This window comes from Aminobacter sp. MDW-2 (assembly GCF_014250155.1).
GTDB lineage: Bacteria > Pseudomonadota > Alphaproteobacteria > Rhizobiales > Rhizobiaceae > Aminobacter > Aminobacter ciceronei.
Genome location: NZ_CP060197.1, coordinates 3750064 through 3774406, shown reverse-complemented (window position 1 = coordinate 3774406; position 24343 = coordinate 3750064). Strand labels below are relative to the sequence as shown.

Annotated in this window: 38 protein-coding genes; 1 reads left to right on the top strand and 37 read right to left on the bottom strand. The window is 61.5% G+C overall.

Annotated features, from left to right (window positions below; translation table 11 throughout):
- Positions 1–234 carry a hypothetical protein gene (locus tag H5P29_RS18720; protein WP_067961928.1) on the bottom strand — a complete coding sequence of 78 codons (234 nt, stop codon included), beginning with the start codon at positions 232–234 and terminating at the stop codon, positions 1–3.
- Between the two features lie 81 nt (positions 235–315).
- Between H5P29_RS18720 and H5P29_RS18715 the strand changes: the two genes are divergently transcribed.
- Positions 316–942, top strand: coding sequence for a trans-aconitate 2-methyltransferase (locus tag H5P29_RS18715; protein ID WP_185910129.1), 627 nt, complete (start codon positions 316–318; stop codon positions 940–942).
- Positions 943–1008: 66 nt separating this feature from the next.
- Here the strand turns inward: H5P29_RS18715 and H5P29_RS18710 are convergent, their stop codons facing one another.
- The 36 genes from H5P29_RS18710 to rpsL form a co-directional block, all read right to left on the bottom strand.
- Positions 1009–1437, bottom strand: a complete 429-nt coding sequence (locus H5P29_RS18710) for a DUF6691 family protein (protein ID WP_067961924.1) — start codon at positions 1435–1437, stop codon at positions 1009–1011.
- A 2-nt stretch (positions 1438–1439) separates the two neighbouring features.
- Entirely contained in the window at positions 1440–1868 is a 429-nt protein-coding gene (locus H5P29_RS18705) for a YeeE/YedE family protein (RefSeq protein ID WP_154384200.1), read from the bottom strand.
- Positions 1865–2215 (bottom strand): helix-turn-helix transcriptional regulator, encoded by a 351-nt coding sequence (locus H5P29_RS18700; protein WP_246786991.1) that lies wholly within the window; start codon positions 2213–2215, stop codon positions 1865–1867. Before H5P29_RS18700 ends, H5P29_RS18705 begins: the two co-directional genes overlap by 4 nt.
- Positions 2216–2448: 233 nt before the next feature.
- Positions 2449–3759: a replication-associated recombination protein A gene (locus H5P29_RS18695; RefSeq protein ID WP_067961917.1), complete on the bottom strand. Its 1311-nt coding sequence runs from the start codon at positions 3757–3759 to the stop codon at positions 2449–2451.
- A 60-nt stretch (positions 3760–3819) separates the two neighbouring features.
- Positions 3820–5301, bottom strand: a complete 1482-nt coding sequence (locus H5P29_RS18690; RefSeq protein ID WP_154384199.1) for a DegQ family serine endoprotease — start codon at positions 5299–5301, stop codon at positions 3820–3822.
- A gap of 197 nt (positions 5302–5498) precedes the next feature.
- Positions 5499–5927: a 50S ribosomal protein L17 gene (gene rplQ, locus H5P29_RS18685; RefSeq protein ID WP_067961913.1), complete on the bottom strand. Its 429-nt coding sequence runs from the start codon at positions 5925–5927 to the stop codon at positions 5499–5501.
- A gap of 109 nt (positions 5928–6036) precedes the next feature.
- On the bottom strand, positions 6037–7047 hold the full coding sequence (locus H5P29_RS18680) for a DNA-directed RNA polymerase subunit alpha (RefSeq protein ID WP_055976463.1): 1011 nt from the start codon (positions 7045–7047) through the stop codon (positions 6037–6039).
- 94 nt (positions 7048–7141) lie between these two features.
- Positions 7142–7531 carry a 30S ribosomal protein S11 gene (rpsK, locus tag H5P29_RS18675; protein WP_055976460.1) on the bottom strand — a complete coding sequence of 130 codons (390 nt, stop codon included), beginning with the start codon at positions 7529–7531 and terminating at the stop codon, positions 7142–7144.
- 130 nt (positions 7532–7661) lie between these two features.
- Entirely contained in the window at positions 7662–8030 is a 369-nt protein-coding gene (gene rpsM, locus H5P29_RS18670) for a 30S ribosomal protein S13 (RefSeq protein ID WP_055976458.1), read from the bottom strand.
- Between the two features lie 188 nt (positions 8031–8218).
- Positions 8219–8809: an adenylate kinase gene (locus H5P29_RS18665; RefSeq protein ID WP_154384198.1), complete on the bottom strand. Its 591-nt coding sequence runs from the start codon at positions 8807–8809 to the stop codon at positions 8219–8221.
- On the bottom strand, positions 8806–10146 hold the full coding sequence (gene secY / locus H5P29_RS18660; protein ID WP_067961908.1) for a preprotein translocase subunit SecY: 1341 nt from the start codon (positions 10144–10146) through the stop codon (positions 8806–8808). Before secY ends, H5P29_RS18665 begins: the two co-directional genes overlap by 4 nt.
- A 133-nt stretch (positions 10147–10279) precedes the next feature.
- Positions 10280–10753: a 50S ribosomal protein L15 gene (rplO, locus tag H5P29_RS18655; protein WP_067961906.1), complete on the bottom strand. Its 474-nt coding sequence runs from the start codon at positions 10751–10753 to the stop codon at positions 10280–10282.
- Positions 10754–10774: 21 nt separating this feature from the next.
- Positions 10775–10972 carry a 50S ribosomal protein L30 gene (gene rpmD / locus H5P29_RS18650; RefSeq protein WP_067961904.1) on the bottom strand — a complete coding sequence of 66 codons (198 nt, stop codon included), beginning with the start codon at positions 10970–10972 and terminating at the stop codon, positions 10775–10777.
- A gap of 28 nt (positions 10973–11000) precedes the next feature.
- Complete coding sequence (gene rpsE / locus H5P29_RS18645) at positions 11001–11570, bottom strand: 30S ribosomal protein S5 (RefSeq protein ID WP_067961902.1); 570 nt, start codon at positions 11568–11570, stop codon at positions 11001–11003.
- A gap of 128 nt (positions 11571–11698) precedes the next feature.
- The gene (gene rplR, locus H5P29_RS18640; RefSeq protein ID WP_067961899.1) at positions 11699–12058 is read right to left on the bottom strand and encodes a 50S ribosomal protein L18; all 360 of its coding nucleotides are present in this window, start codon (positions 12056–12058) and stop codon (positions 11699–11701) included.
- Between the two features lie 87 nt (positions 12059–12145).
- A complete protein-coding gene (rplF, locus tag H5P29_RS18635) occupies positions 12146–12679 on the bottom strand; it encodes a 50S ribosomal protein L6 (RefSeq protein ID WP_067961897.1) in 534 nt (177 codons plus the stop codon).
- Between the two features lie 35 nt (positions 12680–12714).
- Positions 12715–13113: a 30S ribosomal protein S8 gene (rpsH, locus tag H5P29_RS18630; RefSeq protein WP_067961896.1), complete on the bottom strand. Its 399-nt coding sequence runs from the start codon at positions 13111–13113 to the stop codon at positions 12715–12717.
- 12 nt (positions 13114–13125) lie between these two features.
- A complete protein-coding gene (gene rpsN / locus H5P29_RS18625) occupies positions 13126–13431 on the bottom strand; it encodes a 30S ribosomal protein S14 (protein ID WP_067961894.1) in 306 nt (101 codons plus the stop codon).
- A gap of 27 nt (positions 13432–13458) precedes the next feature.
- Entirely contained in the window at positions 13459–14016 is a 558-nt protein-coding gene (rplE, locus tag H5P29_RS18620) for a 50S ribosomal protein L5 (RefSeq protein ID WP_067961892.1), read from the bottom strand.
- Positions 14009–14323, bottom strand: a complete 315-nt coding sequence (gene rplX, locus H5P29_RS18615) for a 50S ribosomal protein L24 (protein WP_154384197.1) — start codon at positions 14321–14323, stop codon at positions 14009–14011. Before rplX ends, rplE begins: the two co-directional genes overlap by 8 nt.
- Positions 14324–14335: 12 nt before the next feature.
- On the bottom strand, positions 14336–14704 hold the full coding sequence (gene rplN, locus H5P29_RS18610; protein ID WP_006205457.1) for a 50S ribosomal protein L14: 369 nt from the start codon (positions 14702–14704) through the stop codon (positions 14336–14338).
- Between the two features lie 68 nt (positions 14705–14772).
- Positions 14773–15012 carry a 30S ribosomal protein S17 gene (gene rpsQ, locus H5P29_RS18605; protein WP_055976426.1) on the bottom strand — a complete coding sequence of 80 codons (240 nt, stop codon included), beginning with the start codon at positions 15010–15012 and terminating at the stop codon, positions 14773–14775.
- Between the two features lie 11 nt (positions 15013–15023).
- Positions 15024–15224, bottom strand: a complete 201-nt coding sequence (gene rpmC, locus H5P29_RS18600; protein ID WP_018427849.1) for a 50S ribosomal protein L29 — start codon at positions 15222–15224, stop codon at positions 15024–15026.
- Positions 15225–15237: 13 nt separating this feature from the next.
- A complete protein-coding gene (gene rplP, locus H5P29_RS18595) occupies positions 15238–15651 on the bottom strand; it encodes a 50S ribosomal protein L16 (RefSeq protein WP_055976423.1) in 414 nt (137 codons plus the stop codon).
- A gap of 27 nt (positions 15652–15678) precedes the next feature.
- Positions 15679–16398 carry a 30S ribosomal protein S3 gene (gene rpsC / locus H5P29_RS18590; RefSeq protein ID WP_067961888.1) on the bottom strand — a complete coding sequence of 240 codons (720 nt, stop codon included), beginning with the start codon at positions 16396–16398 and terminating at the stop codon, positions 15679–15681.
- Positions 16398–16787, bottom strand: a complete 390-nt coding sequence (gene rplV / locus H5P29_RS18585; RefSeq protein WP_055976417.1) for a 50S ribosomal protein L22 — start codon at positions 16785–16787, stop codon at positions 16398–16400. Before rplV ends, rpsC begins: the two co-directional genes overlap by 1 nt.
- A 1-nt stretch (position 16788) precedes the next feature.
- Positions 16789–17067 carry a 30S ribosomal protein S19 gene (gene rpsS / locus H5P29_RS18580; protein ID WP_055976414.1) on the bottom strand — a complete coding sequence of 93 codons (279 nt, stop codon included), beginning with the start codon at positions 17065–17067 and terminating at the stop codon, positions 16789–16791.
- A 15-nt stretch (positions 17068–17082) separates the two neighbouring features.
- On the bottom strand, positions 17083–17916 hold the full coding sequence (rplB, locus tag H5P29_RS18575; RefSeq protein ID WP_055976411.1) for a 50S ribosomal protein L2: 834 nt from the start codon (positions 17914–17916) through the stop codon (positions 17083–17085).
- A 22-nt stretch (positions 17917–17938) separates the two neighbouring features.
- On the bottom strand, positions 17939–18232 hold the full coding sequence (locus tag H5P29_RS18570; RefSeq protein WP_067961884.1) for a 50S ribosomal protein L23: 294 nt from the start codon (positions 18230–18232) through the stop codon (positions 17939–17941).
- Positions 18229–18849: a 50S ribosomal protein L4 gene (rplD, locus tag H5P29_RS18565; RefSeq protein WP_055976408.1), complete on the bottom strand. Its 621-nt coding sequence runs from the start codon at positions 18847–18849 to the stop codon at positions 18229–18231. Before rplD ends, H5P29_RS18570 begins: the two co-directional genes overlap by 4 nt.
- Complete coding sequence (gene rplC / locus H5P29_RS18560) at positions 18849–19559, bottom strand: 50S ribosomal protein L3 (RefSeq protein ID WP_067961881.1); 711 nt, start codon at positions 19557–19559, stop codon at positions 18849–18851. The genes rplD and rplC overlap by 1 nt, the downstream gene beginning before the upstream one ends.
- 58 nt (positions 19560–19617) lie before the next feature.
- A complete protein-coding gene (rpsJ, locus tag H5P29_RS18555; RefSeq protein ID WP_006205468.1) occupies positions 19618–19926 on the bottom strand; it encodes a 30S ribosomal protein S10 in 309 nt (102 codons plus the stop codon).
- A 64-nt stretch (positions 19927–19990) separates the two neighbouring features.
- A complete protein-coding gene (gene tuf / locus H5P29_RS18550; protein WP_067961853.1) occupies positions 19991–21166 on the bottom strand; it encodes an elongation factor Tu in 1176 nt (391 codons plus the stop codon).
- Between the two features lie 67 nt (positions 21167–21233).
- A complete protein-coding gene (gene fusA, locus H5P29_RS18545) occupies positions 21234–23324 on the bottom strand; it encodes an elongation factor G (protein WP_067961879.1) in 2091 nt (696 codons plus the stop codon).
- 32 nt (positions 23325–23356) lie between these two features.
- On the bottom strand, positions 23357–23827 hold the full coding sequence (gene rpsG / locus H5P29_RS18540; RefSeq protein WP_067961877.1) for a 30S ribosomal protein S7: 471 nt from the start codon (positions 23825–23827) through the stop codon (positions 23357–23359).
- 76 nt (positions 23828–23903) lie between these two features.
- Positions 23904–24275 (bottom strand): 30S ribosomal protein S12, encoded by a 372-nt coding sequence (gene rpsL / locus H5P29_RS18535; protein WP_008837709.1) that lies wholly within the window; start codon positions 24273–24275, stop codon positions 23904–23906.
- Positions 24276–24343: the final 68 nt, after the last annotated feature.

Below are 24343 nucleotides of genomic sequence, written 5' to 3'. Positions count from 1 at the left end.
TCAAAAGTCGATTGATCCGATCATCCGCGTTGCCTCGGCCAGCTCTTGCGCTATTTCCGGATCGTCAACCCGCATAGCAATGTGTACGTTGCCAGCACGATGTTTGCCGCTGTGGTAGCGGGCGATCGAAAACTGGAGCGCTCCGACGCCCGAGTTGCGCGCAAGCGTCGGCGGTGCGTCGCGCGGCAAATCGTCGGTTACATCGAACCAATCCGCTGGCAGGTCGAGCAGCAATCCGTATCACAACGAGTGACTGTATGCGGCAGCGGAAGCGCTTTAGCCTTGTTGTTGCTATGATGGCCATGGAGACAGGACGTGACGTCGGACAGGCAACGCAAAACCCATTGGGACGGCATCTACGGTACCAAGGCCGAAGACGCAGTCAGCTGGTATCAGCAGTCGCCGGAGCAGTCGCTGACGCTGCTTGAGCTCGTCGGCGCCTCACCGGCATCAGCCGTCATCGACATCGGCGGCGGCGTCTCGCATCTGGTCGACGTGTTGCTCGGACGAGGCTTTGACGAAGTCACCGTGCTGGACATCTCGCAGGCAGCACTTGATGCGGACCGCGCGCGCCTTGGACCGGACGCAAGCCGCGTGACCTGGATCCGCAGCGACGTAACCGCATGGCGGCCGGACCGCGGCTACGACATCTGGCATGACCGCGCCGCGTTTCATTTCCTTACCGAGGCCAGCGATCAGGAAACCTACGCCACGGTATTGGACAGCGCGCTGAAGCCCGGCGGCCATGCGATCATCGGCACTTTCGCACCCGACGGTCCTGAGAAATGCAGCGGGCTGCCGATCGTCAGGCACGATGCCGGCAGTATCGGCACATTGCTGGGCGACGGCTACGAGCTCGTCGACACGCGCCGCCACGAACACAGGACGCCATGGGACAGCGTGCAGCTATTCCAGTTCAGCACGTTCCGCAAACGGGGCTGACGACCACCCTGCCCGTATATTAGTCGTTACTGGATCGCCGCAAGGTCGCGGCGGCACAGCAACAGGTCATGCCGGTGCCGCGACACGCCTAGATGCAAACGCCCTGGCCAGCCACATGCCGACAAACATCATTGGCAGGAAGGCATATGTGCCGGCAGCTCCGAGCGTGGTTGCCGTCAGTGCTGGCCCCGGGCAAAAGCCGCCAAGTCCCCAGCCGATGCCGAAAATGGCCGAGCCCAACAGAAGCGGCCAGTCGATCTCCGTCTTGGCCGGAAGCTGGAACGCGGCAGCGGCCAACGGCTTTGAGCGTTTCAATACAAGGCGATAGCCGACGAATGCGGTGATGACGGCGCCACCCATGACGAAGGCCAGCGACGGATCCCAGGTGCCAGTCACGTCAAGGAAATTCAACACCTTGGCCGGGTCGGACATGCCTGAAACAACGAGGCCTATGCCGAACAGCAGGCCAAGCGCGAGATTGACAAGAAACGACATGGTCAGTCTCCTAAGACGTGCCGGACGATGAAAACCGTGACGAAGGCCGTGGTCATGAAGGTGACGGTGGCAAGCAGCGACCGCATCGACAGCCGCGACAGCCCGCAGACACCGTGTCCACTGGTGCAGCCGCTGCCATAGACCGAACCAAAACCGACCAGCAGACCGGCGATGGCCATCAGCGACAGGTTCGATGAAACGGTCTGGAGCACCTCGTTTCCGGATGCCATCAGATAGATCAGGGGTGCGGCGACCACGCCGAGAACGAAGCCGAGGTGCGACGGGAAAGCACCGTCGGCATAGGGCGGCAAAAGGCGGCTGGCGATGCCGCTGATGCCCGCTATGCGCCCTTCCCAGGCTATCAGCAGCACGGCCGCCAGGCCGATCAGGATGCCGCCTATTGTCGACGCGATGGGGGTAAATTCAGTCATTGTTCCTGCTTTTCGTTCGAAATTGGCGCGGTCGCCGGCGCACAGAACATGCGGTAGAGCAAGGCAACCATTTCCGCGACGCGCTCGTCGGCCAGACGATAGAAGACCGACTTCGATTCCTTGCGGCCGGCAATCATTCCGGCGTCGCGCAGCTCGGCGAGCTGTTGCGACAGGCCCGGTTGTCGGATGTCGAGGCGATCTTCGAGGGCGCGCACCGAACGCTCGCCGTCGACGAGGGCACAAACGATCATCAGGCGATTGGGATTGGCGAGCTTCTTCAGAAATTCTGAAGCCTCCCCCGCCCGTTCAAGCAGTTCAGATATCGCCTTGTTGGCTTCGGGATTCACGGCATTGACCTCGGTTTGGATGTGCGCATGTCCGGATCGCCCTAGCGTCCGTTTGACGGCGCCCGCATTGGTTCGCTTTCATAAATTACGTATATATGATTGCATTTTTTTGCAATCGATACTCTGCATATGTCAAGGCGCGAAACGAAGCGTGCGGATTGGCAAACGGCAGAAATTGGTCATAGACCGAGCTCGCGTCCGGGCAAATGTGCAACGGACGACATCGCCGGCGACTAGTCGTCGGAGTGGCTGCGGTTGGCCTTGTTGCGTGCCCAAAATTCGAGGCGTTTTTTGATGTCGCGTTCAAAGCCGCGTTCATTGGGCGCGTAGAATTCCGGACGGTTGGCGCCGGCAAGCTCATCTGGCATGAATTCCTGGCCCGAAAACGCGTCGGGATAATCGTGGTCGTACTTGTAGCCCTCGTGGTAGCCGAGTTCCTTCATCAGCTTGGTCGGGGCGTTGAGGATGTGCTTTGGTGGCGCCAGAGAACCGGTCTGCTGGGCCATGGCAATCGCCTGGTTGAAACCCATATAGGACGCGTTCGACTTGGGCGCCGTTGCTACATAGGTGATCGCCTGGGCCATGAACAGGCGCCCTTCCGGCCACCCTACCCGCTCGAACGCCGTCCAGGCAGCGATGACCTGCGGCATCGCCTGCGGGTCGGCCATGCCGACGTCTTCGGATGCGGCGCAAGCCAGGCGGCGGAAAATCGTCGCCGGAGATTCGCCGCCAACAACCATGCGCGCTGCCCAGTAGAGCGACGCCTGCACGTCGCTACCGCGCAGGCTTTTATGGAAGCAGCTGAGCATGTTGTAGTGCTCTTCCTGCCCCTTGTCGTAGACCGGAGCACGCTTCTGCACCGTCTCGGCGAGGCCGCCGACGTCGAGCACCACGCCAGAAGGCAGCGCGAGCAGCTCCTCGCAGAGCCCGATCAGGTAGCGCCCATCGCCATCCGCCATGGTCAGAAGTGTATCACGCGCGTCAGCGTCCAGCGGCAGCTTCCTGCCGGCATGCGCCTCGGCCCGCTCGGCCAGGATGGCAAGGTCAGGCTTCTCGAAACGCTTGAGCGTGTAGACCTTGGCACGCGACAGCAGAGCCGCAACAAGGCTGAAGCTCGGGTTCTCCGTCGTCGCACCGATCAGCACGATGGTGCCGTCCTCGACATGCGGCAGCAGCGCGTCCTGGGTGGTTCTGTTGAAGCGGTGGAGCTCATCAACGAACACCACCGTCTGGCGCCCTGCCCCGCTGCGCAGCTGCCTGGCAGCGTCCACGACCTTCCTGAGGTCGGCGACACCAGAGAGAACCGCCGAGAGCTGAACAAAATCGAGACCGATTTCCTTGGCGACCAGCCGGGCAATCGTCGTCTTGCCTACGCCTGGCGGCCCCCAGAGGATGAAGGACGATGCCTTTTTCGACTTGACCATGCGGCCGATCGGACCGTCAGGACCGAGGATATGGTCCTGACCGATGACCTCGCTGAGGCTTTGCGGACGCAATGTCTCGGCAAGCGGGCGCGGCACGACCTCGTCGAAGAGAGAGCTCATGCGGTGGCCCTCCCCCCGATCCATTTATGTGCCACGTCCAGTTCGAGCATGGTCAAACGCTCAGTAGCGCAGCATCTGCCGCATGATGCGGCCGTCGCGCTCGACGGTGAAGCGCCACCAGCGTGTGTCCTCTTCGGAAAGCAGCTTGAGCTTCTCTGCGGTGTCGATCGTTTCACCGTTGAGCTCGCGCACGATGTCGCCGGCCTGGAAGCCGAAACCGGCGGCCGCCGAGCCGCCGTCAACGCCGACAATCACGACGCCTTTGGTGTCGGTCGCAACGCGCAGGCGCTGAGCCAGGCGCGGCGACAGCACGGCGACCTTGGCGCCGGCAAACGGGCTGCGGCCGCCCAGCAACACCTCGTTCGTGCTGGCGCCTTCCGGCGCGCGCTCAAGCGCCACTTCAACGGCCTTTTCCTCGCCCTTGGTCAGAACCGACAGCGTCGCCTTGCCGCCGATCGGCTGGGTCGCCAGGCGATAGTCGAGCGCTTCCATATGCTCGATGGCGGCTCCGTTGAACGACAGAACGACATCGCCGGGCTTGAGGCCGGCGCGTGCCGCCGGACCGTTTTCGTCGACGGACGAAATCAGCGCGCCGGCAGGATGGTCCATGCCGAACGATTCTGCGATCTGTGGCGTCACCGGCTCGAACGAGGCACCAATGAACGGCCGTTCGAAGAACTCCGCGCCGCCCTTGGCCGCCTCGGTGAAGGCGCGCACCATATTGGAGGGAATGGCGAAGCCGATGCCGATCGAGCCGCCGGTGCGGCTGAAGATCGCCGTGTTGATGCCGATCAACTGGCCGCCCATATTGATCAGCGCGCCACCGGAATTGCCCGGATTGATGGCGGCGTCGGTCTGGATGAAGAAGCCGGAGTCGGAGACGCCGATATGCGTGCGGGCCAGTGCCGAGACGATGCCGCTGGTCGTGGTCTGGCCAACGCCGAAGGGATTGCCGATGGCAAGAACGAGATCGCCAACCTGTAGCGCGTCGGAATCGCCGATGGCGATCGTCGGAAACGGCTTGTCGGAATCGATCTTCAGCACGGCAAGGTCGAGCGAGTCGTCCTTGAGCAGAACTTTTGAGGTGAATTCACGGCCATCCGACAGAGCGACCTTCACCTGGTCGGCGTCCTGGACGACGTGATTGTTGGTGACGACGATGCCGCTCGCATCGACCAGTACCCCGGAACCGAGCGAGGAGCGATTGCGCGGCGCGCCACGGCCGAAGAATTGCTCGAAGAATGGATCGCCCTCAAAGGGCGAGCGTGCCTTCACCTGCTTGGAAGCATAGACGTTGACCACTGCGGCAGACGTATCCTTGACCAGCGGCGCGAAGGAAAGCTGCATCTCCTCGCGGCCGAAGGGCACGCGACGGTCGGGGCCGGGCGTGGCCGTGCCATCCTTGCCGCCGTTCAAAAGGTCCGTCAGCACATCCGACAGGCCGGGATCCTCGGCGGGCTTGGTGGCCTCCTGGGCCGATACACCACCTGCAACGGCCATCCAGGCACACAGCGCAAGCAGCAAATAATGTTTCGCACGCATTGCGAATCCTCCAACGTCTAGTCGGCGCCATTGTCGCGACGATTGTGCAAATTGAAAGGCTGTATGCGCGCGAAAGCGCCTATTTCCGCATAGTTGGCGCGGGATGCAGAACAACCGCTGCAGCCTTTTCTGGCGGGTCGCCCAAAACAAAAGGGGCCGCGAGGGCCCCTTCGGTTCAAAACAACGATGCGGGCTGTTTATGCAGCTTCAGCTTCGTTGGCAGCTTCGGCTTCGAGGCGAACGCGGTCGCCGGCGCCCTTGGCGGAGGTGTCGCGATCGACGAACTCGATGACTGCCATGGCGGCGTTGTCACCGCGGCGGAAGCCAGCCTTCATGATGCGCAGGTAGCCGCCGTTGCGGGTGGCGTAACGCGGCGCGACGACGTCGAACAGACGCTTCACGACGTTTTCGTTGCCGATCTGGGCGATCACCTGGCGGCGGGCATGCAGGTCGCCGCGCTTGCCGAGCGTCACCAGCTTCTCGACGATCGGACGCAGGTCCTTCGCCTTTTCGAGCGTGGTCACGATCTGCTCGTGCTCGATCAGCGAGACCGAGAGGTTGGCGAACATGGACTTGCGGTGGCTTACGCTGCGGGCGAAGCGACGGCCTTTGAAACCGTGGCGCATGGCTCTTTTCCTTCTTCAGTTGTTCAAGAGGCCACGGCCTCTGATGGTTTTCCGCAAGGCCGTCGGACCGGAATATCCGGTCCTAGGAACCTTGCTCGACTAAGTCGTCTTAGTACTGGTCTTCGTATCGCTTGGCGAGGTCTTCGATGTTTTCCGGCGGCCAGTCCTGCACTTCCATACCGAGGTGCAGGCCCATCGCGGCCAGAACTTCCTTGATCTCGTTGAGCGACTTGCGGCCGAAATTCGGAGTACGCAGCATTTCTGCTTCCGTCTTCTGGATCAGGTCGCCGATGTAAACGATGTTGTCGTTCTTCAGACAGTTGGCCGAACGGACCGAAAGCTCCAGTTCGTCGACCTTCTTGAGCAGCGCCGGATTGAAGGCAAGCTCGGTAACGGCCTCGGCTGCAACTTCCTTCTGCGGCTCGTCGAAGTTGACGAACAGGGCGAGCTGGTCCTGCAGGATGCGAGCAGCGAAAGCCACCGCGTCCTCACCGGTGATCGAACCGTCGGTCTCAATGGTCATGGTCAGCTTGTCGTAGTCCAGAACCTGGCCCTCGCGGGTGTTCTCGACCTTGTAAGAAACCTTCTTGACCGGCGAGTAGAGGCTGTCGACCGGGATGAGGCCGATCGGAGCATCTTCTGCGCGGTTGCGTTCAGCCGGGACGTAGCCCTTGCCGGTGTCGACGGTGAACTCCATACGGATCTCCGCACCCTCGTCGAGCGTGCAGATGACGTGGTCGGGGTTCAGGATCTCGACGTCGCCGACCGTCTGGATGTCGCCGGCGAGCACGGCACCGGGGCCCTGCTTGCGAACGACCATGCGCTTCGGGCCGTCGCCTTCCATGCGGATGGCGATTTCCTTGATGTTGAGCACGATATCGGTGACGTCCTCACGAACGCCGCCGATGGACGAGAACTCATGCAGCACGCCGTCGATCTGGACGGCAGTGACGGCAGCGCCGCGAAGCGACGACAACAGCACGCGACGGAGCGCGTTGCCCAGCGTCAGGCCGAAGCCACGCTCAAGCGGTTCGGCGACGAGCGTGGTCAGCGTCTTCTTCTTGGACGAGAACTCGATCTTGTTTGGCTTGATCAGTTCCTGCCAGTTTTTCTGGATCATATTCGCTTCCTTCCGTTGCCCCGCCACCATCCAATCGTGGCGGGCGACCTGGAAACCGTAACGAGCGCCCAAGGCGCTCGCACGGGGTGAAATATTAGACGCGACGCTTCTTGCGCGGGCGGCAGCCGTTGTGCGGGATCGGCGTCACGTCGCGGATCGACGTGATGGTGAAACCCGCAGCCTGGAGCGCGCGCAGCGCCGATTCACGACCCGAACCCGGACCGCAGACTTCGACCTCGAGCATACGCATGCCATGTTCCTGGGCCTTCTTGGCGCAGTCTTCGGCAGCCATCTGGGCAGCGAACGGGGTCGACTTGCGCGAACCCTTGAAACCCTGTGCACCGGCCGACGACCAGGCAATCGTGTTGCCCTGCGCATCGGAGATGGTGATCATGGTGTTGTTGAAGGTCGAATTCACGTGGGCGACGCCCGACGAGATGTTCTTGCGTTCGCGACGACGAACGCGAGCGGCTTCCTTAGCCATGGTAGTCCTTTCAGTTGATCTCTTCACCGCCGTAATACCAGCGGCTACACCAGCCTGCTTTTAAGGTGTCAGGCCGAACACCCGCCCATAAAAGGCGAAACCGGCGGGCCGAAACCCGCCGGGAACGAAATTACTTCTTCTTACCGGCAATTGCCTTGGCCGGGCCCTTGCGGGTGCGCGCATTGGTATGCGTGCGCTGGCCGCGGACCGGAAGCGACCGGCGGTGACGCAGGCCGCGGTAGCAGCCGAGGTCCATCAGGCGCTTGATGTTGATCGAAACTTCGCGGCGCAGATCGCCTTCGACCTGGTAGTCGCGATCGATGGTCTCGCGGATCGACAGGACTTCAGCATCGGTCAGCTGGTTGACGCGGCGCTCAGCCGGGATGCCGACCTTCTCGACGATCTCCTGGGCGAACTTCTTGCCAATGCCGTGAATGTACTGAAGCGCAATCACAACGCGCTTGTTGGTCGGGATATTAACGCCGGCTATACGAGCCATTTTCTCACTCCATTTGGGCCGGACTGTGCCGGCGCTTCAAGTTGCCCCGCGTCCGGTGGAGGCCGGCCCATGCGGGTTTTCCGTATCAATATGACTATGCACCCTAACGGGCAAACACCGTCATGCCTGAATGGAAGACGGGCCGCCATACGCCAGTACAGCCCGTCAGTCAAGCACGACGGCTGTTTTTAGTGCGTGACCGCTGCGATGACGGCTTCAATCTGCGCGGTAACGTCGTCCATGTCGGCCATTCCGTCGACCTGCTTGAGCAGGTCGTTGGCGTAGTAGTAGCCGATCAACGGCGCCGTCTTCTTGTAGTACTCGCGCAAGCGTTCTTCGAACACCTTGGCATTGTCGTCCTTGCGAACCGGTTGGCCAGCAGCCTGTGCTTCCTCGGCGCGCTTCAGAATCCGGCCAACGAGTGCCTTGTCGTCGACGACGAGCTCGATCACCACGTCGAGATGCAGGCCGCGTTCGGCCAGCATGTCAGCGACTGCATCGGCCTGCGCCAGCGTGCGCGGGTAACCGTCGAGGATGAAACCCTTGGCGCAGTCGTCCTGGTCGATTCGCTCGGCGACGATGGCATTGACGATCTCGTCCGAAACCAGCTCGCCGGCGTCCATGACAGCCTTTGCGCGCTTGCCAACTTCCGTCTCGGCCTTCACTGCGGCCCGCAACATGTCACCAGTGGAAAGCTGCGGGATACCGTGCTTTTCAACCAGCCTCTGCGCCTGAGTGCCCTTCCCCGCCCCGGGCGGTCCCAGCAAAATAAGCTTCATCTTCCCCTCTTACCTCCACGGAGCTTCGACTTCTTGATCAGCCCCTCGTACTGGTGGGCGATCAGGTGACCCTGAATCTGCGCCACGGTATCAAGGGTTACATTGACCACGATCAGAAGCGAAGTACCACCAAGGTAGAACGGAACGCCGGTTGCCGAAATCAGGAACTCGGGCATCAAGCAGATGACGACCAGGTAGGCAGCGCCGATGACGGTGACGCGGGTCAGCACGTAGTCGATATATTCCGCCGTGCGTTCGCCGGGGCGATAGCCGGGGATGAAGCCCGAATGCTTCTTCAGCTGGTCGGCAGTGTCCTTCGGATTAAAGACGATTGCCGTGTAGAAGAAGGCAAAAAAGACGATCATCGCGGCGTAGAGCAGCATGTAGAGCGGCTGACCATGGCCGAGAGCGGCCATGACAGTGCTCACCCAGCCGGGCAGCGTTGCGGTGTTCGAGAAGCCCGCGACGGTCGCCGGCAACAGCAGCAGCGACGAGGCGAAGATCGGAGGAATAACGCCTGCGGTGTTCAGCTTCAGCGGCAGGTGCGACGTATCGCCCTGGAACATCCGATTGCCGACCTGGCGCTTCGGATACTGGATCAAAAGGCGACGCTGGGCACGCTCGAAGAAGACGATCAGGGCAATGACGACGATCGCCAGAACGATGATCGCGAGAATCAGGCCGGTCGACAGAGCACCGGTGCGGCCGAGTTCCAGCGTGCCGCTGATGGCGCTCGGAAGGCCTGCGACGATGCCGGCGAAGATGATCAGTGAAATGCCGTTGCCGATGCCGCGCGCGGTGATCTGCTCGCCGAGCCACATCAGGAACATTGTGCCGCCGACAAGCGTGATGACCGTCGAGGCACGGAAGAACATGCCCGGATCGGTAACGATGCCGTTGCCGCCCTCGAGGCCGGCGGAAATGCCATAAGCCTGGACGACCGCCAGCAGCACGGTGCCGTAGCGGGTGTACTGGTTGATGATCTTGCGGCCCTGCTCGCCTTCCTTCTTCAGCGCTTCAAGCGACGGCACGACCGACGTCATGAGCTGCATGATGATGGAGGCGGAGATGTAGGGCATGATGCCGAGCGCAAAGAGCGCCATGCGCTCGACAGCACCACCGGCAAACATGTTGAAGATGCCGAGCACGCCGCGGCTCTGCTGGGTGAAAGCCTGCGCGAATGCGTCGGGGTTGATTCCCGGAAGCGGAATGTAGGTACCGAGGCGGTAGACCAAAAGCGCGCCAAGCGTGAACCAGATGCGCTTCTTGAGGTCTTCGGCCTTGGCGAAGGCTGCGAAATTCAGATTGGATGCTAGTTGTTCAGCAGCCGATGCCATTCAGGGTACTCCGCTTGGTCACGCCGAAATGCCGCGATGGGCGCGGCGCGTGTCACCGAAGCCACGAGATAGGCTCCGGGAGGCAAACATGCAAGCGGCGGTATCTCTACCGCCGCTTACTTTGCAAAGCCTTTTACTCGGCGGCTGCCACTTCAGGCAGCTTCACCGATCCTCCAGCCTTTTCGATCTTCTCGATCGCCGGCTTGGAAGCGCCGGCAACATCAAAGGCCACCTTGGCCTTGAGTTCGCCGTCGCCGAGGATGCGGACGCCGTCCTTGACGCGGCGAATCACGCCGGCCTTGACGAGCGCCTCACCGGTCACGGTCTCCTTTGCGTCGAGCTTCTTGGCATCGATCGCGGCCTGGATGCGGGCCAGCGAAACGGTGACGAAGCTCTTTGCAAAGATGTTGGTGAAGCCGCGCTTCGGCAGGCGACGGTAGAGCGGCATCTGGCCACCCTCGAAGCCGTTGATCGCGACGCCCGAACGAGCCTTCTGGCCCTTCACGCCGCGGCCGCCGGTCTTGCCGGAGCCGGAGCCGATACCACGGCCAAGACGCTTCTTGGAGTGGGTCGCGCCGGCGTTGTCACGCAGATCGTTGAGTTTCATCTTCTATCTCCTGCGCTCGGCTTACGCCTCGTCCACAACGCGGACGAGGTGCTGGACAGCTGCGATCATGCCACGCACCGAAGGAGTATCCTCCAGCGTGCGCTTGCGATGCATCTTGTTGAGGCCGAGGCCGACCAGCGTTGCGCGCTGTTCCTTCGGACGACGGATCGGGCTGCCGATCTGCTCGACGGTGATGGTCTTGGTTGCTTTCTTGGCCATGGTCATTGTCCCTGGTCAGCTCGAGCGACTATTCTTCAGCCGCTACGGCGGTGCCGCGGCGGGCCTGAAGCGTCGAGTACTTGATGCCGCGCTGTGCAGCCACATCCTTCGGATGCATCTGGCTCTTCAGCGCATCGAAGGTCGCACGAACCATGTTGTACGGGTTCGACGAACCCATCGACTTGGCGACGACGTCGTGCATGCCGAGCGTCTCGAAGACAGCGCGCATCGGACCGCCGGCGATGATGCCGGTACCCTGCTTGGCAGAGCGCAGCAGAACGCGACCAGCGCCCCAACGGCCTTCAACATCGTGGTGCAGCGTACGGCCCGAGCGGAGCGGCACGAAGATCATGTCGCGCTTTGCCGATTCGGTTGCCTTGCGGATCGCTTCCGGCACTTCGCGCGCCTTGCCGTGACCAAAGCCAACACGGCCCTTCTGGTCTCCGACGACGACGAGTGCCGCAAAACCGAAACGCCGGCCGCCCTTGACGACCTTGGCAACGCGGTTGATGTGGACGAGCTTATCGACGAACTCGCTGTCGCGCTCTTCGCGGTCACGGCTACGGTCGCGACCACCTTCCCTACGTTCTTGTGCCATATTCCTATCCTTATTTTTTTCCGGAAGCACGGGGGTTAAAAACCAAATCCGGCGTCTATAGCGTCGCCGGATTTATTGCAACTGCTCAGAAATGCGGCACAGCGCCACGCGCTACGCCGTAGACTGCATCAGAAGTTGAGGCCACCTTCACGTGCGGCTTCGGCAAGTGCCTTGACGCGGCCGTGATAGATGTAGGCGCCACGATCGAAAACGACGTCCTTGACGCCAGCCTTCGAAGCACGCTCGGCGATCAGCTTGCCAACCGCGGTCGCGGCAGCAGTGTCGGCGCCGGTCTTCAGCGAGCCCTTGAGATCCTTCTCGAGGGTCGAAGCGGCAGCGAGCGTACGGCCGTTGGCGTCGTCGATGACCTGGACGTAGATATTCTTCGACGTGCGGTGAACCGACAGGCGCGGACGGCCGTTGGCGACCTTCTTGATCTGGCGGCGGATACGCGCCGAACGGCGCAGGGTGGTTTCTTTCGAAGCCATAGTAGCAGTTCCTTGCCTTCTGAAACGGGCGCGGCCATCTGCGGTAAGCCCAATTGCTTCCCGCGACCGCGCACCGCGGCGTTGTTGTTACTTCTTCTTGCCTTCTTTGCGGACGATCTTCTCGCCTGCATAGCGCACGCCCTTGCCCTTGTAAGGCTCGGGACCGCGGTATTCGCGGATCTCGGCAGCGACCTGGCCGACTTGCTGCTTGTTGATGCCGTTGACCACGATTTCGGTCGGCTTCGGCACCGTGATGGTGATGCCTTCCGGCGTCTGATAGACGACGTCATGCGAGAAGCCAAGTGCCAGCTGCAGGTTCTTGCCCTGGAGCGCTGCACGGTAACCGACGCCGGTGATCTCGAGCTTCTTTTCGAAGCCGTCCTTAACACCCGTCAGGATGTTGACGATCTGCGTCCGCGACATGCCCCACTTGGAGCGCGCGTCCTTCGACTGATCGCGCGGCTGAACAGCGATTTCGCCGTTTTCCATCGTGACCAGAACTTCGTTGTTGACCACGAACTTCAGCTCGCCCTTGGGCCCCTTGGCCGTGACGGTCTGGCCGTCGACGGAAGCGGTAACGCCCTGCGGAAGCTGAACGGGTTTCTTGCCAATACGAGACATAGTCCTCGTGCCTTTCTTGTTTCAGCCTACGCAGATCAGAAGATCTGGCAGAGGATTTCCCCGCCGACGTTCTGTTCGCGCGCTTCGTGGTCGGCCATCACGCCCTTCGGGGTCGAAAGGATCGAGATGCCGAGGCCATTGGCAACAGGCGGAATCGACTTGGACGAGACGTAGACGCGGCGGCCCGGCTTGGAGACGCGGGCGATTTCGCGGATAACCGGCTGGCCGTCGAAGTACTTCAGCTCGATTTCGATCTCGGACTTGCCGTTTTCGAAGTCGGTCTGGCTGTAGTCGCGGATGTAGCCTTCCGCCTTCAGCACGTCGAGAACACGGGCGCGCAGCCTGGACGCAGGCGTCGACACGGTCGACTTCTTGCGGCCATAGGCGTTGCGGATGCGGGTCAGCATATCGCCGAGAGGATCACTCAAAGACATGTCAAATGCTCCTTACCAGCTCGACTTGACCAGACCGGGGATCGCCCCGATCGAGCCCAGGTCGCGAAGCGCGATACGCGACATCTTAAGCTTGCGATAGTAGGCGCGCGGGCGGCCGGTCACTTCGCAGCGATTACGAATACGGATCTTTGCCGAGTTGCGCGGCAGCGCGGCGAGCTTGAGCTGCGCGCGGAAGCGTTCCTCGATCGGCTTGGCCTGATCCATGACGACGTCCTTGAGGGCCTTACGCTTGGCAGCGTACTGGTCCACAAGCTTGCGGCGCCGATTGTTCTTCTCGACTGAGCTGGTCTTTGCCATTTCAGATTTTTCCTTTTCTCGCTGCCGTTACTGCCGGAAGGGGAAGTTGAAGGCCTTGAGCAGAGCCCGGGCTTCTTCGTCCGTCTTGGCGGTCGTGCAAACGATGATGTCCATACCCCACATCTGATCAACCTTGTCGTAGTTGATCTCAGGGAACACGATATGCTCCTTCAGGCCCATAGCGTAATTTCCGCGGCCGTCAAAGCTTTTCGGGTTCAGACCGCGAAAGTCGCGAACGCGCGGCAGTGCGATGTTCACGAGGCGGTCCAGAAACTCGTACATGCGCTCCTGGCGGAGCGTCACCTTGGCGCCGATCGGCATCTGCTCACGCACCTTGAAGCCAGCGATCGACTTGCGAGCGCGGGTGATGACCGGCTTCTGGCCGGCGATCATGGCCAGGTCTTCAGCGGCAACCGACGGCTTCTTCGAATCCGCGGTGGCTTCGCCAACACCCATGTTGAGCACGATCTTGTCGATGCGCGGAATCTGCATGACGTTGTCGTACTTGAACTGTTCCTGCATCGCCTGGCGGATGGTCTCGTTGTAGACCTTCTTCAGACGCGGCTCGTTGGTTGCCTTAGCCATTGATGACTTCTCCCGAGCGCTTGGCGACACGCACCTTCGTGCCGTCCTTCTGGACCTGGAAGCCGACGCGGGTCGGCTTGCCATCCTTGGGGTCGACGAGCGCGAGGTTCGACAGGTGGATCGGCGCTTCCTTGGTAATGATCCCGCCCTCTTGGGTCTGGGACTGCTTCTGGTGGCGGCGGATCATGTTCACGCCGCGGACAACTGCCTTGTCTTCCTTCGGCTGGACAGACAGCACCTCGCCGGTGCGGCCCCTGTCCTTGCCGGCCAGAACGACAACCTTGTCGCCTTTACGGATCTTCTGCATTGTTCCGGCTCCTTACAGCACTTCGGGCGCGAGCGAGATGATCTTCATGTGGTTCTTGGCGCGGAGTTCGCGCGGAACCGGCCCGAAGATACGCGTGCCGATAGGTTCTTTCTTGTTATCGACAAGAACGGCCGCGTTCTTGTCGAAACGGATCACGCTGCCGTCCGGACGACGAATGTCCTTGGCCGTGCGAACCACGACCGCCTTCATCACGTCACCCTTCTTAACGCGGCCGCGCGGAATGGCTTCCTTGATCGACACCACGATGATGTCGCCAACAGAAGCATACTTCCGCTTCGAGCCGCCCAGCACCTTGATGCACATGACACGACGGGCGCCGGAATTATCCGCGACGTCGAGGTTTGTTTGCATCTGAATCATGACTGGCCGCCTTCTTCTTCTCTAACGGGATGGGCTACCGCCCTCCCCGGCTTGTCCAAAATTCGTTGTTACGCCTGGTCCGGGGTGATGACGACCCAGCGCTTATCCTTGGAAATCGGCTTCGATTCCTGGATAGACACCTGATCCCCCACCTTGTGGGCGTTGTTTTCGTCGTGCGCCTTGTAGTTCTTCGACATACGCACGGTCTTCTTCATCACCGGGTGCGTGAAGCGACGCTCGACCTTGACGACGACCGTCTTCTCGTTCTTGTCGCTGACGACCGTACCCTGCAGGATGCGCTTTGGCATGGTTTTCGTCCTTAAGCCTTCTTGCCGGCCGACTTCTCGGCGGCGATGGTCTTGATACGCGCGATGTCCTTACGAACTTGTTTCACGCGCGCCGTCTTTTCCAGCTGACCGGTCGCCTTCTGGAAGCGCAGGTTGAACTGCTCCTTCTTGAGGCTGGCGAGCTCGTCAGTGAGCTGGTCCTGGGTCTTCGTCCTGATGTCCGAGGCTTTCATGATCAGCCCTTCCTTATTCTGCGATGCGCTGAACGAAGCGCGTCCTGACCGAGAGCTTGGCGGCGCCGAGACGCAGCGCTTCACGCGCCACTTCCTCAGAGACACCATCGATCTCGAACATCACGCGACCTGGCTTGATGCGGCATGCCCAGTAGTCGACGGCGCCCTTGCCCTTACCCATGCGGACTTCGGTCGGCTTCGACGTGACGGGGACGTCCGGGAAAATACGGATCCAGACGCGGCCCTGACGTTTCATTTCGCGGGTGATCGCGCGGCGAGCCGCCTCGATCTCACGCGCGGTGACGCGGTTCGGCTCAAGCGCCTTCAGTCCGAAGCCGCCGAAATCCAGGTTGGTGCCACCCTTCGCGGTACCGTGGATGCGGCCCTTGAACTGCTTACGGAACTTTGTGCGCTTTGGCTGCAGCATCGTTCTAACTCCAAATTCCTATGCGTATCAGGCGTTTTCGCGACGGCGGCGCTCAGGGCGCTCGCCAGCATGCGAATGCTCGCCTTCGGTTGCGCGACGCTCGGAAGCCATCGGATCGTGCTCGAGGATCTCGCCCTTGAACACCCACACCTTGACGCCGCAGATGCCGTAGGCGGTCTTTGCCTCGGCAGTGCCGTAGTCGACGTCGGCGCGCAGCGTGTGCAGCGGAACGCGACCTTCGCGGTACCACTCCATACGTGCGATTTCAGCGCCGCCGAGACGGCCCGAGCAGTTGATGCGGATGCCCTCTGCGCCGAGACGCATGGCCGACTGCACCGCGCGCTTCATGGCGCGACGGAAGGCGATGCGGCGCTCGAGCTGCTGTGCGATCGACTGTGCGACCAGCGTAGCGTCGGTCTCCGGCTTGCGAACCTCGACGATGTTGAGGTGCGTCTCGGACTTCGTCATCTCCATCAGCTTCTTGCGAAGCTTTTCGATGTCGGCGCCCTTCTTGCCAATGATCAGGCCCGGACGTGCTGCGTGAATGGTCACGCGGCACTTCTTGTGCGGACGCTCGATCACGACCTTGGAGATCGCGGCCTGCTTCAACTCGGCCTCAAGATACTTGCGGATCTTGATGTCTTCGTGGAGCAGCTGGCCGTACTCACCGGTGTTTGCGTACCAACGCGAGTCCCAGGTGCGGTTGATGCCGAGGCGGAGACCAATTGGATTGATTTTCTGGCCCATTATGCGGCCTCCCCTTTCTCTTCGACTTCACGAACGACGATCGTGAGGTGCGAAAACGGCTTCTCAATGCGGCTGGCGCGACCACGGCCACGAGCGTGGAAACGCTTCATGACGATCGACTTACCGACAAAGGCTTCCGCCACCACCAGTGCATCGACATCGAGGTCGTGATTGTTTTCCGCGTTGGCGATAGCCGATTCGAGGGTCTTCTTAACCGTTCCGGCGATGCGCTTGCGCGAAAATTCCAGATCCGAAAGCGCGGTCGCTACCTTCTTGCCGCGGATAAGCGCGGCAACGAGGTTGAGCTTCTGCGGGCTGACCCGGATCGTGCGGAGGACCGCACGTGCCTCGTTGTCAGCAAGCCTGCGCGGAGCTTTGGCCTTGCCCATGTTACTTCCTCTTTGCCTTCTTGTCCGCGCCGTGACCGTAGTAGGTCCTGGTGGGAGCGAACTCACCGAACTTGTGGCCGACCATGTCCTCGTTCACCGAGACCGGGACGTGCTTCTGGCCGTTGTAGACACCGAAGGTGAGGCCGACGAACTGCGGCAGGACGGTGGAGCGACGGCTCCACATCTTGATCACCTCATTGCGACCGCCTTCACGAACCTTCTCTGCCTTCTTGAGCAGATAGCCGTCAATGAACGGGCCTTTCCAGACTGAACGAGTCACTGGCGTTACCTCTTCTTAGCTCTTGCGCTGATGGCGCGAGCGCAGGATGAACTTGTCGGTCGCCTTGTTGGACCGCGTCTTCTTGCCCTTGGTGGGCTTGCCCCACGGGGTCACCGGATGGCGTCCGCCCGAGGTGCGGCCTTCACCACCGCCGTGCGGATGGTCGACCGGGTTCATGGTCACGCCGCGGTTGTGCGGACGCTTGCCACGCCAGACCGTACGACCGGCCTTGCCGTCGTTGATGTTGCCGTGGTCCGGGTTGGACACGGCGCCGACGGTGGCGATGCAGAGACCGCTGACGACGCGCTGTTCACCCGAGTTGAGGCGAAGGATCGCCATGCCCTGGTCGCGGCCGACGAGCTGGGCGTAAGCACCAGCCGAACGAGCGACCTGACCGCCCTTGCCGGGCTTCAGCTCGATGTTGTGGACGATCGTGCCGACCGGCATCGAAGCGAGCGGCATTGCATTGCCCGGCTTCACGTCGACCTGCTCACCAGCGATGATCTTGTCGCCGGCCTGCAGACGCTGCGGAGCAATGATGTAGCTCAGCTCACCATCGTCGTACTTGATCAGTGCGATGAAGGCGGTGCGGTTCGGATCGTACTCGAGACGCTCGACCGTGCCGACGACGTCGAACTTGCGACGCTTGAAGTCGATGATACGGTACGAACGCTTGTGACCGCCGCCGATGAAGCGAGCCGTGATGCGGCCGTAGTTGTTACGACCGCCCGACTTGGTCAGGCCTTCGGTCAGACCCTTGACGGGCTTGCCCTTGTGCAGACCCGAGCGGTCGACGATGACCAGCTGGCGCGTGCTCGGCGTTACTGGCTTGAATTTCTTAAGTGCCATTGTCCTGTCCTCTCAGCCCAGCTCAGAGACCCGTCGCGACGTCGATCGACTGGCCATCGGCCAGCGTCACTACCGCCTTCTTGACGTCGCTCTGGCGGCCGATCGTGCCGCGGAAGCGCTTCACCTTGCCCTTGCGGACCAGGGTGTTCACAGCAGTCACCTTCACGCCGAACAGCGCTTCGACGGCAGCCTTGATCTCGGGCTTGCTCGCCTTCTTGGCGACATTGAAGACGACCTGGTTGTTTTCCGAAGCCATGGTCGACTTTTCAGTGATCGCCGGCGAGACGATCACGTCATAGTGGCGGAGATCCGTCATTTGAAGCGCTCCTCGAGAGCCTCGACGGCGGCCTTCGAAAGGACCAGCGTGCCGCGGCGCAGAATGTCGTAAACGTTGATGCCCTGGATCGGCAGGACATCGATGTTCGGGATGTTGGTCGCTGCGCGCTTGAAGTTGAGGTCAAGCTCAGCACCACCGATCACCAGGGCATTGGTCAGGCCCAGCGTCGCGAAGTTCGCGATCAGCGCCTTGGTCTTGCCCTCGGCGAGCGTCAGCTCGTCGACGATGATCAGGTTCGATGCCTTGGCCTTGGCCGACAGGGCGTGCTTCAGGCCGAGAGCGCGGACCTTCTTGGGAAGGTCATGCTCGTGGCTGCGAACGACCGGGCCGTGGGCCTTGCCGCCGCCGCGGAACTGCGGAGCGCGTGCCGAATGGTGACGAGCGCGGCCCGTACCCTTCTGCTTGTACATCTTGGCGCCGGTGCGCGCGATTTCCGCGCGGCCCTTGGCCTTGTGCGTGCCCTGCTGCTTCTTGGCGAGCTGCCAGCGCACGACGCGCTGGAGAACGTCTTCGCGCGGGTCGAGGCCGAAGATCTCTTCCGAGAGCTCAACCTTGCCGGCATCCTTGCCTGCGAGGGTTGTAATCTTGAGGTCCATTATTCCGCTCCCTCGTTGGCCGGAGCCTTGTTGCTGGCAGCGCGGATCGCAGCCGGCTTCGGCGCGTTCTCAGGAAGCGCAACCTTTGCGGCGTCGCGAACCAGGATCCATGCACCCTTAGAACCCGGAACCGCGCCGCGGATCAGGATGAGACCGCGATCGGTGTCGGTCGAGACGACCTCCACGTTCTGGGTGGTGACGCGAACGTCGCCCATGTGGCCGGCCATCTTCTTGCCCTTGAACACCTTGCCCGGGTCCTGGCGCTGACCGGTCGAACCGTGAACGCGGTGCGACAGCGAGTTGCCGTGGGTGGCACGGCCGCCGCCGAAGTGGTGGCGCTTGATGACGCCCTGGAAGCCTTTACCGATCGTCGTGCCCGTCACGTCGACCTTCTGGCCAACGACGAAATGCTCGACGGTGATCTCGGCGCCAACGTCCAGCATGTTGTCTGCGGAGACGCGGAACTCGGCAACCTTCGACTTCGGCTCGACGGAAGCGGCAGCGAAGTGACCGCGCAACGCCTTCGTCGTATTCTTGACCTTGGCCAGGCCAACGCCGAGCTGAACGGCAGTGTAGCCATTCTTCTCTTTGGTCAGCTGCGCCACGACCTGGCAGTTCTCCATGCGGAGAACGGTGACGGGAACGTGTTCGCCAGCGTCATTATAGACGCGGGTCATTCCCACCTTCTGTGCAATTACACCTGAACGCATCGGTTCGTTTTCCTTCAGAGGAGCCGTTTGGATCTGTTCGCGCGGCTCATGTTAGCTCTTAGAGCTTGATTTCGACGTCCACACCTGCCGCGAGGTCGAGCTTCATCAGAGCATCGACGGTCTGCGGGGTCGGGTCGACGATGTCCAGCAGACGCTTGTGCGTGCGCATTTCGAACTGCTCGCGGCTCTTCTTGTCGACGTGAGGCGAGCGGTTCACCGTGAACTTCTCGATCCGCGTCGGCAGCGGGATCGGGCCGCGAACATTGGCGCCGGTGCGCTTCGCGGTCGACACGATCTCACGCGTCGAAGCGTCGAGAACCCGGTGGTCAAACGCCTTGAGGCGGATGCGGATATTCTGTCCGTTCATGGTCACTTCCTTGTTCTGGCGCGGCGCGGGCGTATTCCCGCCCGCGACAGATCGTTAATTCGGATTATTCTTTGATCGAAGCGACGATGCCGGCGCCGACGGTGCGGCCACCTTCACGGATAGCGAAGCGGAGCTTCTCTTCCATGGCGATCGGCACGATGAGCTCGACGTCGACGGTGATGTTGTCGCCGGGCATGACCATCTCGGTGCCTTCCGGCAGCGACACGATGCCGGTCACGTCCGTCGTGCGGAAGTAGAACTGCGGACGGTAGTTGGTGAAGAACGGCGTGTGACGGCCACCCTCTTCCTTGGTCAGGATGTAGGCTTCAGCCACGAACTTCTTGTGCGGCTTCACCGAACCCGGCTTGCACAGCACCTGGCCGCGCTCGACGTCTTCACGGCCAACGCCGCGGATCAGCGCGCCGATGTTGTCGCCAGCCTGGCCCTGATCGAGTAGCTTGCGGAACATTTCAACGCCGGTAACCGTCGTCTTCGAGGTTGCCTTGATGCCGACGATCTCGACTTCTTCGCCAACCTTGACGATGCCGCGCTCGACGCGACCGGTGACCACAGTGCCACGGCCCGAGATCGAGAACACGTCTTCGATCGGCATCAGGAACGGACGGTCGATCGGACGCTCCGGCGTCGGGATGTAGGCGTCGACGGCTTCCATCAGCGCGCGGATCGCGTCTTCACCGATCTTCTTGTCCGAATCGTTGAGCGCAGCAACAGCCGAACCCTTGATCATCGGAATGTCGTCGCCCGGATATTCGTACTTCGACAGCAGCTCGCGAACCTCGAGCTCGACCAGTTCGAGCAGCTCGGCGTCGTCGACAAGGTCGACCTTGTTCAGGAACACCACCAGGGCGGGAACGCCAACCTGACGGGCGAGCAGGATGTGCTCGCGGGTCTGCGGCATCGGGCCGTCAGCAGCCGACACGACCAGGATCGCGCCGTCCATCTGGGCAGCACCGGTGATCATGTTCTTGACGTAGTCGGCGTGGCCGGGGCAGTCGACGTGGGCGTAGTGACGGGCCGGCGTCTCATACTCGACGTGCGCCGTCGAGATCGTGATGCCGCGGGCCTTCTCTTCCGGCGCTGCGTCGATCTGGTCGTAGGCCTTGAACTCGCCGAAATACTTCGTGATCGCAGCAGTCAGCGACGTCTTGCCGTGGTCAACGTGACCAATCGTGCCGATGTTCACATGAGGCTTATTACGCTCGAATTTACCTTTTGCCATGTGAGGTCTCCATTCTTGCTAGCCCAGTAAGGGCGTTGAATTAATAAAACGCTGCAATTCCTTGGAATTACGCGTATTTCTTTTGAACTTCCTGAGCGACCGCGGTCGGAACCGGCTCGTAGTGGTCGAACTGCATCGAGTACTGGGCGCGGCCCTGCGACATCGAACGCAAGCTGTCCACGTACTTGAACATGTTTGCCAGCGGCACCATCGCGTTGACGACGACGGCGATACCACGGCTTTCCTGGCCCTGGATCTGGCCACGACGGCTGTTCAAGTCGCCGATGACGTTGCCGACATAGTCTTCCGGCGTGACGACTTCGACCTTCATGATCGGCTCGAGCAGCTGGACGCCCAGCTTCGGAGCAGCTTCGCGAAGGCAGGCGCGGCCGGCGATTTCGAAGGCGAGAACCGACGAGTCGACATCGTGGTAGGCACCGTCGATGAGCGTCGCCTTGACGCCGATCATCGGGAAGCCAGCGAACGGACCCGACGACAGGACGCTGCGGAGGCCCTTGTCGACGCCCGGGATGTATTCCTTCGGAACAGCACCGCCGACGATCTTCGATTCGAAGACGAAGTCTTCGCCCTCGGGGTTCGGCTCGAACACCAGCTTGACGCGAGCGAACTGACCGGTACCACCCGACTGTTTCTTGTGGGTGTAGTCCTGCTCGTGGGTGCGGGTGATCGTCTCACGATATGCAACCTGCGGAGCGCCGACATTCGCCTCGACCTTGAACTCGCGGCGCATGCGGTCGACGATGATGTCGAGGTGCAGCTCGCCCATGCCGGCGATGATGGTCTGGCCCGACTCTTCGTCCGACTTGACGCGGAACGACGGATCTTCAGCAGCCAGGCGGTTGAGCGCGAGGCCCATCTTTTCCTGGTCGCCCTTGGTCTTCGGCTCGATCGCGATCTGGATGACCGGCTCGGGGAATTCCATGCGCTCGAGGATGACCTGGTGCAGCGGATCGCAGAGCGTGTCGCCGGTGGTCGTTTCCTTGAGGCCGGCCAGAGCAACGATGTCGCCGGCATATGCCTCTTCGATGTCCGAACGCGAGTTCGAATGCATCTGCAGCATACGGCCGAGACGCTCCTTCTTGCCCTTGACGGTGTTTTCGAGCGAAGCGCCCTTGACCACCTTGCCCGAGTAGATGCGGCAGAAGGTCAGCGAACCGACGAACGGATCGTTCATGATCTTGAAGGCCAGCATCGACAGCGGCTCGCTGTCGTCGGCGTGACGCTCGATCTCGGCTTCGGTCTTGGCATCGATGCCCTTGATGGCCGGGACGTCGAGCGGGGACGGCAGGAAGTCGACGACGCCGTCGAGCAGCGGCTGCACGCCCTTGTTCTTGAAGGCCGAACCGCAGAACATCGGGAAGAACTTGACGGCGATGGTGCCCTTGCGGATCAGCGCGCGCAGTTCGTCGTTGGTCGGCATCTTGCCTTCGAGGTAGTTCTCGAGAGCCGTCTCGTCCATTTCGACGGCGGTCTCGATCATCTTCTCGCGGAACTCTTCAGCCTTGGCCTTGAGGTCTTCCGGGATCTCGACGACGTCCCAGGCAGCGCCCAGGCTCTCGTCGCGCCAGACGAGCGCATTCATCTCGATCAGGTCGACGACGCCCTTGAATTCCGACTCGGCGCCGATCGGCAGCTGAACGGCAACGGCGGTCGCACCGAGGCGCGACTTGATCATCTCGTACGAGCGATAGAAGTCGGCGCCGATCTTGTCCATCTTGTTGCAGAAGATCATGCGCGGGACGTGGTACTTGTCCGCCTGACGCCACACGGTCTCGGTCTGCGGCTCAACACCGGCGTTGGCATCGAGCAGCGCAATGGCGCCGTCGAGAACGCGCAGCGAACGCTCGACTTCGATGGTGAAGTCGACGTGGCCGGGGGTGTCGATGATGTTGAAGCGGCGCTGCTGGCCGTCACGGCCCTTCCAGAAGGTCGTGGTGGCAGCGGACGTGATGGTGATGCCGCGCTCCTGCTCCTGCTCCATCCAATCCATGGTGGCAGCGCCGTCATGGACTTCGCCGATCTTGTGCGACTTGCCCGTGTAATAAAGGATGCGCTCGGTGGTCGTGGTCTTGCCGGCGTCGATATGCGCCATGATACCGAAATTGCGGTAGTCTTCGATCTTGTATTCGCGGGCCATGGGAGGTGCCTCTCAGTCGTTCGGACGCGCTATTACCAGCGGTAGTGCGCGAAGGCGCGGTTGGCTTCCGCCATCTTGTGGGTGTCTTCACGCTTCTTGACGGCGGTGCCGCGGTTGTTCGCCGCGTCCATCAGCTCGCCCGAGAGGCGGTCGACCATGGTGGTCTCGTTGCGGTTGCGGGCAGCAGTGATCAGCCAGCGAATGGCGAGTGCCTGACGGCGCTCGGGGCGCACATCGACCGGAACCTGGTAGGTGGCGCCGCCGACGCGACGCGAACGCACTTCCACGTGCGGCGCGACATTGTCGAGCGCCTGATGGAAGACAGTGACCGGCTCCTGCTTGGTCTTGGCCTGAACCTGGTCAAGCGCACCGTAGACGATCGTTTCGGCGATCGACTTCTTGCCGTCATACATGACGGCGTTCATGAACTTGGTGACGACGAGATCGCCGAACTTGGGATCCGGGTTGATTTCGCGCTTATCTGCACTGTGACGACGGGACATAGCTTTTGTCTCTCAAACTTGACTGGCGCTATATGACGCGGAGAACCTCGCGCAGCGCCTAATTGCAGAAGCCGAATTACTTCGGACGCTTTGCACCGTACTTCGAACGGCGCTGCTTGCGGTTCTTCACGCCCTGCGTGTCGAGCACGCCGCGGATGATGTGATAGCGAACGCCCGGAAGGTCCTTCACGCGACCGCCGCGGATCATGACCACGGAGTGCTCCTGAAGGTTATGGCCTTCGCCCGGGATGTAGCCGATCACTTCAAAGCCATTGGTCAGGCGAATCTTCGCGACCTTACGCAGAGCGGAGTTCGGCTTCTTCGGCGTCGTCGTATAGACGCGCGTGCAGACGCCACGCTTCTGCGGGTTGGCCTGCATGGCCGGAACCTTGTTGCGCTTCACCGGCGCAATGCGCGGCTTGCGGATCAGCTGGTTGACGGTAGGCATTAAACCCTCTTGTCTCTCAATTCCGTGTCTTAAGCCCGTTCGGGGCGGCTTCAAGCGCGAAATCCATA

Bases quoted from the DNA above. Each gene is read 5' to 3' on its own strand.
- H5P29_RS18710 (WP_067961924.1), bottom strand. From the start codon at position 1,437: ATGTCGTTTCTTGTCAATCTCGCGCTTGGCCTGCTGTTCGGCATAGGC.
- H5P29_RS18705 (WP_154384200.1), bottom strand. From the start codon at position 1,868: ATGACTGAATTTACCCCCATCGCGTCGACAATAGGCGGCATCCTGATC.
- H5P29_RS18695 (WP_067961917.1), bottom strand. From the start codon at position 3,759: ATGAGCTCTCTCTTCGACGAGGTCGTGCCGCGCCCGCTTGCCGAGACA.
- H5P29_RS18690 (WP_154384199.1), bottom strand. From the start codon at position 5,301: ATGCGTGCGAAACATTATTTGCTGCTTGCGCTGTGTGCCTGGATGGCC.
- rplQ (WP_067961913.1), bottom strand. From the start codon at position 5,927: ATGCGCCACGGTTTCAAAGGCCGTCGCTTCGCCCGCAGCGTAAGCCAC.
- H5P29_RS18680 (WP_055976463.1), bottom strand. From the start codon at position 7,047: ATGATCCAGAAAAACTGGCAGGAACTGATCAAGCCAAACAAGATCGAG.
- rpsK (WP_055976460.1), bottom strand. From the start codon at position 7,531: ATGGCTAAGGAAGCCGCTCGCGTTCGTCGTCGCGAACGCAAGAACATC.
- rpsM (WP_055976458.1), bottom strand. From the start codon at position 8,030: ATGGCTCGTATAGCCGGCGTTAATATCCCGACCAACAAGCGCGTTGTG.
- H5P29_RS18665 (WP_154384198.1), bottom strand. From the start codon at position 8,809: ATGAAGCTTATTTTGCTGGGACCGCCCGGGGCGGGGAAGGGCACTCAG.
- secY (WP_067961908.1), bottom strand. From the start codon at position 10,146: ATGGCATCGGCTGCTGAACAACTAGCATCCAATCTGAATTTCGCAGCC.
- rplO (WP_067961906.1), bottom strand. From the start codon at position 10,753: ATGAAACTCAACGATCTGCGTGACAACGCCGGCGCGACCCACTCCAAG.
- rpmD (WP_067961904.1), bottom strand. From the start codon at position 10,972: ATGGCCAAGAAAGCAACCAAGACCATCACCGTCGAGCAGATCGGCAGC.
- rpsE (WP_067961902.1), bottom strand. From the start codon at position 11,570: ATGGCACAAGAACGTAGGGAAGGTGGTCGCGACCGTAGCCGTGACCGC.
- rplR (WP_067961899.1), bottom strand. From the start codon at position 12,058: ATGGCTTCGAAAGAAACCACCCTGCGCCGTTCGGCGCGTATCCGCCGC.
- rplF (WP_067961897.1), bottom strand. From the start codon at position 12,679: ATGTCTCGTATTGGCAAGAAACCCGTTCAGCTTCCGCAGGGCGTTACC.
- rpsH (WP_067961896.1), bottom strand. From the start codon at position 13,113: ATGTCTTTGAGTGATCCTCTCGGCGATATGCTGACCCGCATCCGCAAC.
- rpsN (WP_067961894.1), bottom strand. From the start codon at position 13,431: ATGGCAAAGACCAGCTCAGTCGAGAAGAACAATCGGCGCCGCAAGCTT.
- rplE (WP_067961892.1), bottom strand. From the start codon at position 14,016: ATGGCTAAGGCAACCAACGAGCCGCGTCTGAAGAAGGTCTACAACGAG.
- rplX (WP_154384197.1), bottom strand. From the start codon at position 14,323: ATGCAGAAGATCCGTAAAGGCGACAAGGTTGTCGTTCTGGCCGGCAAG.
- rplN (WP_006205457.1), bottom strand. From the start codon at position 14,704: ATGATTCAGATGCAAACAAACCTCGACGTCGCGGATAATTCCGGCGCC.
- rpsQ (WP_055976426.1), bottom strand. From the start codon at position 15,012: ATGCCAAAGCGCATCCTGCAGGGTACGGTCGTCAGCGACAAGAACGAG.
- rpmC (WP_018427849.1), bottom strand. From the start codon at position 15,224: ATGAAAGCCTCGGACATCAGGACGAAGACCCAGGACCAGCTCACTGAC.
- rplP (WP_055976423.1), bottom strand. From the start codon at position 15,651: ATGCTGCAGCCAAAGCGCACAAAGTTCCGTAAGCAGTTCAAGGGCCGC.
- rpsC (WP_067961888.1), bottom strand. From the start codon at position 16,398: ATGGGCCAGAAAATCAATCCAATTGGTCTCCGCCTCGGCATCAACCGC.
- rplV (WP_055976417.1), bottom strand. From the start codon at position 16,787: ATGGGCAAGGCCAAAGCTCCGCGCAGGCTTGCTGACAACGAGGCACGT.
- rplB (WP_055976411.1), bottom strand. From the start codon at position 17,916: ATGGCACTTAAGAAATTCAAGCCAGTAACGCCGAGCACGCGCCAGCTG.
- H5P29_RS18570 (WP_067961884.1), bottom strand. From the start codon at position 18,232: ATGACGGATCTCCGCCACTATGACGTGATCGTCTCGCCGGCGATCACT.
- rplD (WP_055976408.1), bottom strand. From the start codon at position 18,849: ATGGACCTCAAGATTACAACCCTCGCAGGCAAGGATGCCGGCAAGGTT.
- rplC (WP_067961881.1), bottom strand. From the start codon at position 19,559: ATGCGTTCAGGTGTAATTGCACAGAAGGTGGGAATGACCCGCGTCTAT.
- rpsJ (WP_006205468.1), bottom strand. From the start codon at position 19,926: ATGAACGGACAGAATATCCGCATCCGCCTCAAGGCGTTTGACCACCGG.
- tuf (WP_067961853.1), bottom strand. From the start codon at position 21,166: ATGGCAAAAGGTAAATTCGAGCGTAATAAGCCTCATGTGAACATCGGC.
- fusA (WP_067961879.1), bottom strand. From the start codon at position 23,324: ATGGCCCGCGAATACAAGATCGAAGACTACCGCAATTTCGGTATCATG.
- rpsG (WP_067961877.1), bottom strand. From the start codon at position 23,827: ATGTCCCGTCGTCACAGTGCAGATAAGCGCGAAATCAACCCGGATCCC.
- rpsL (WP_008837709.1), bottom strand. From the start codon at position 24,275: ATGCCTACCGTCAACCAGCTGATCCGCAAGCCGCGCATTGCGCCGGTG.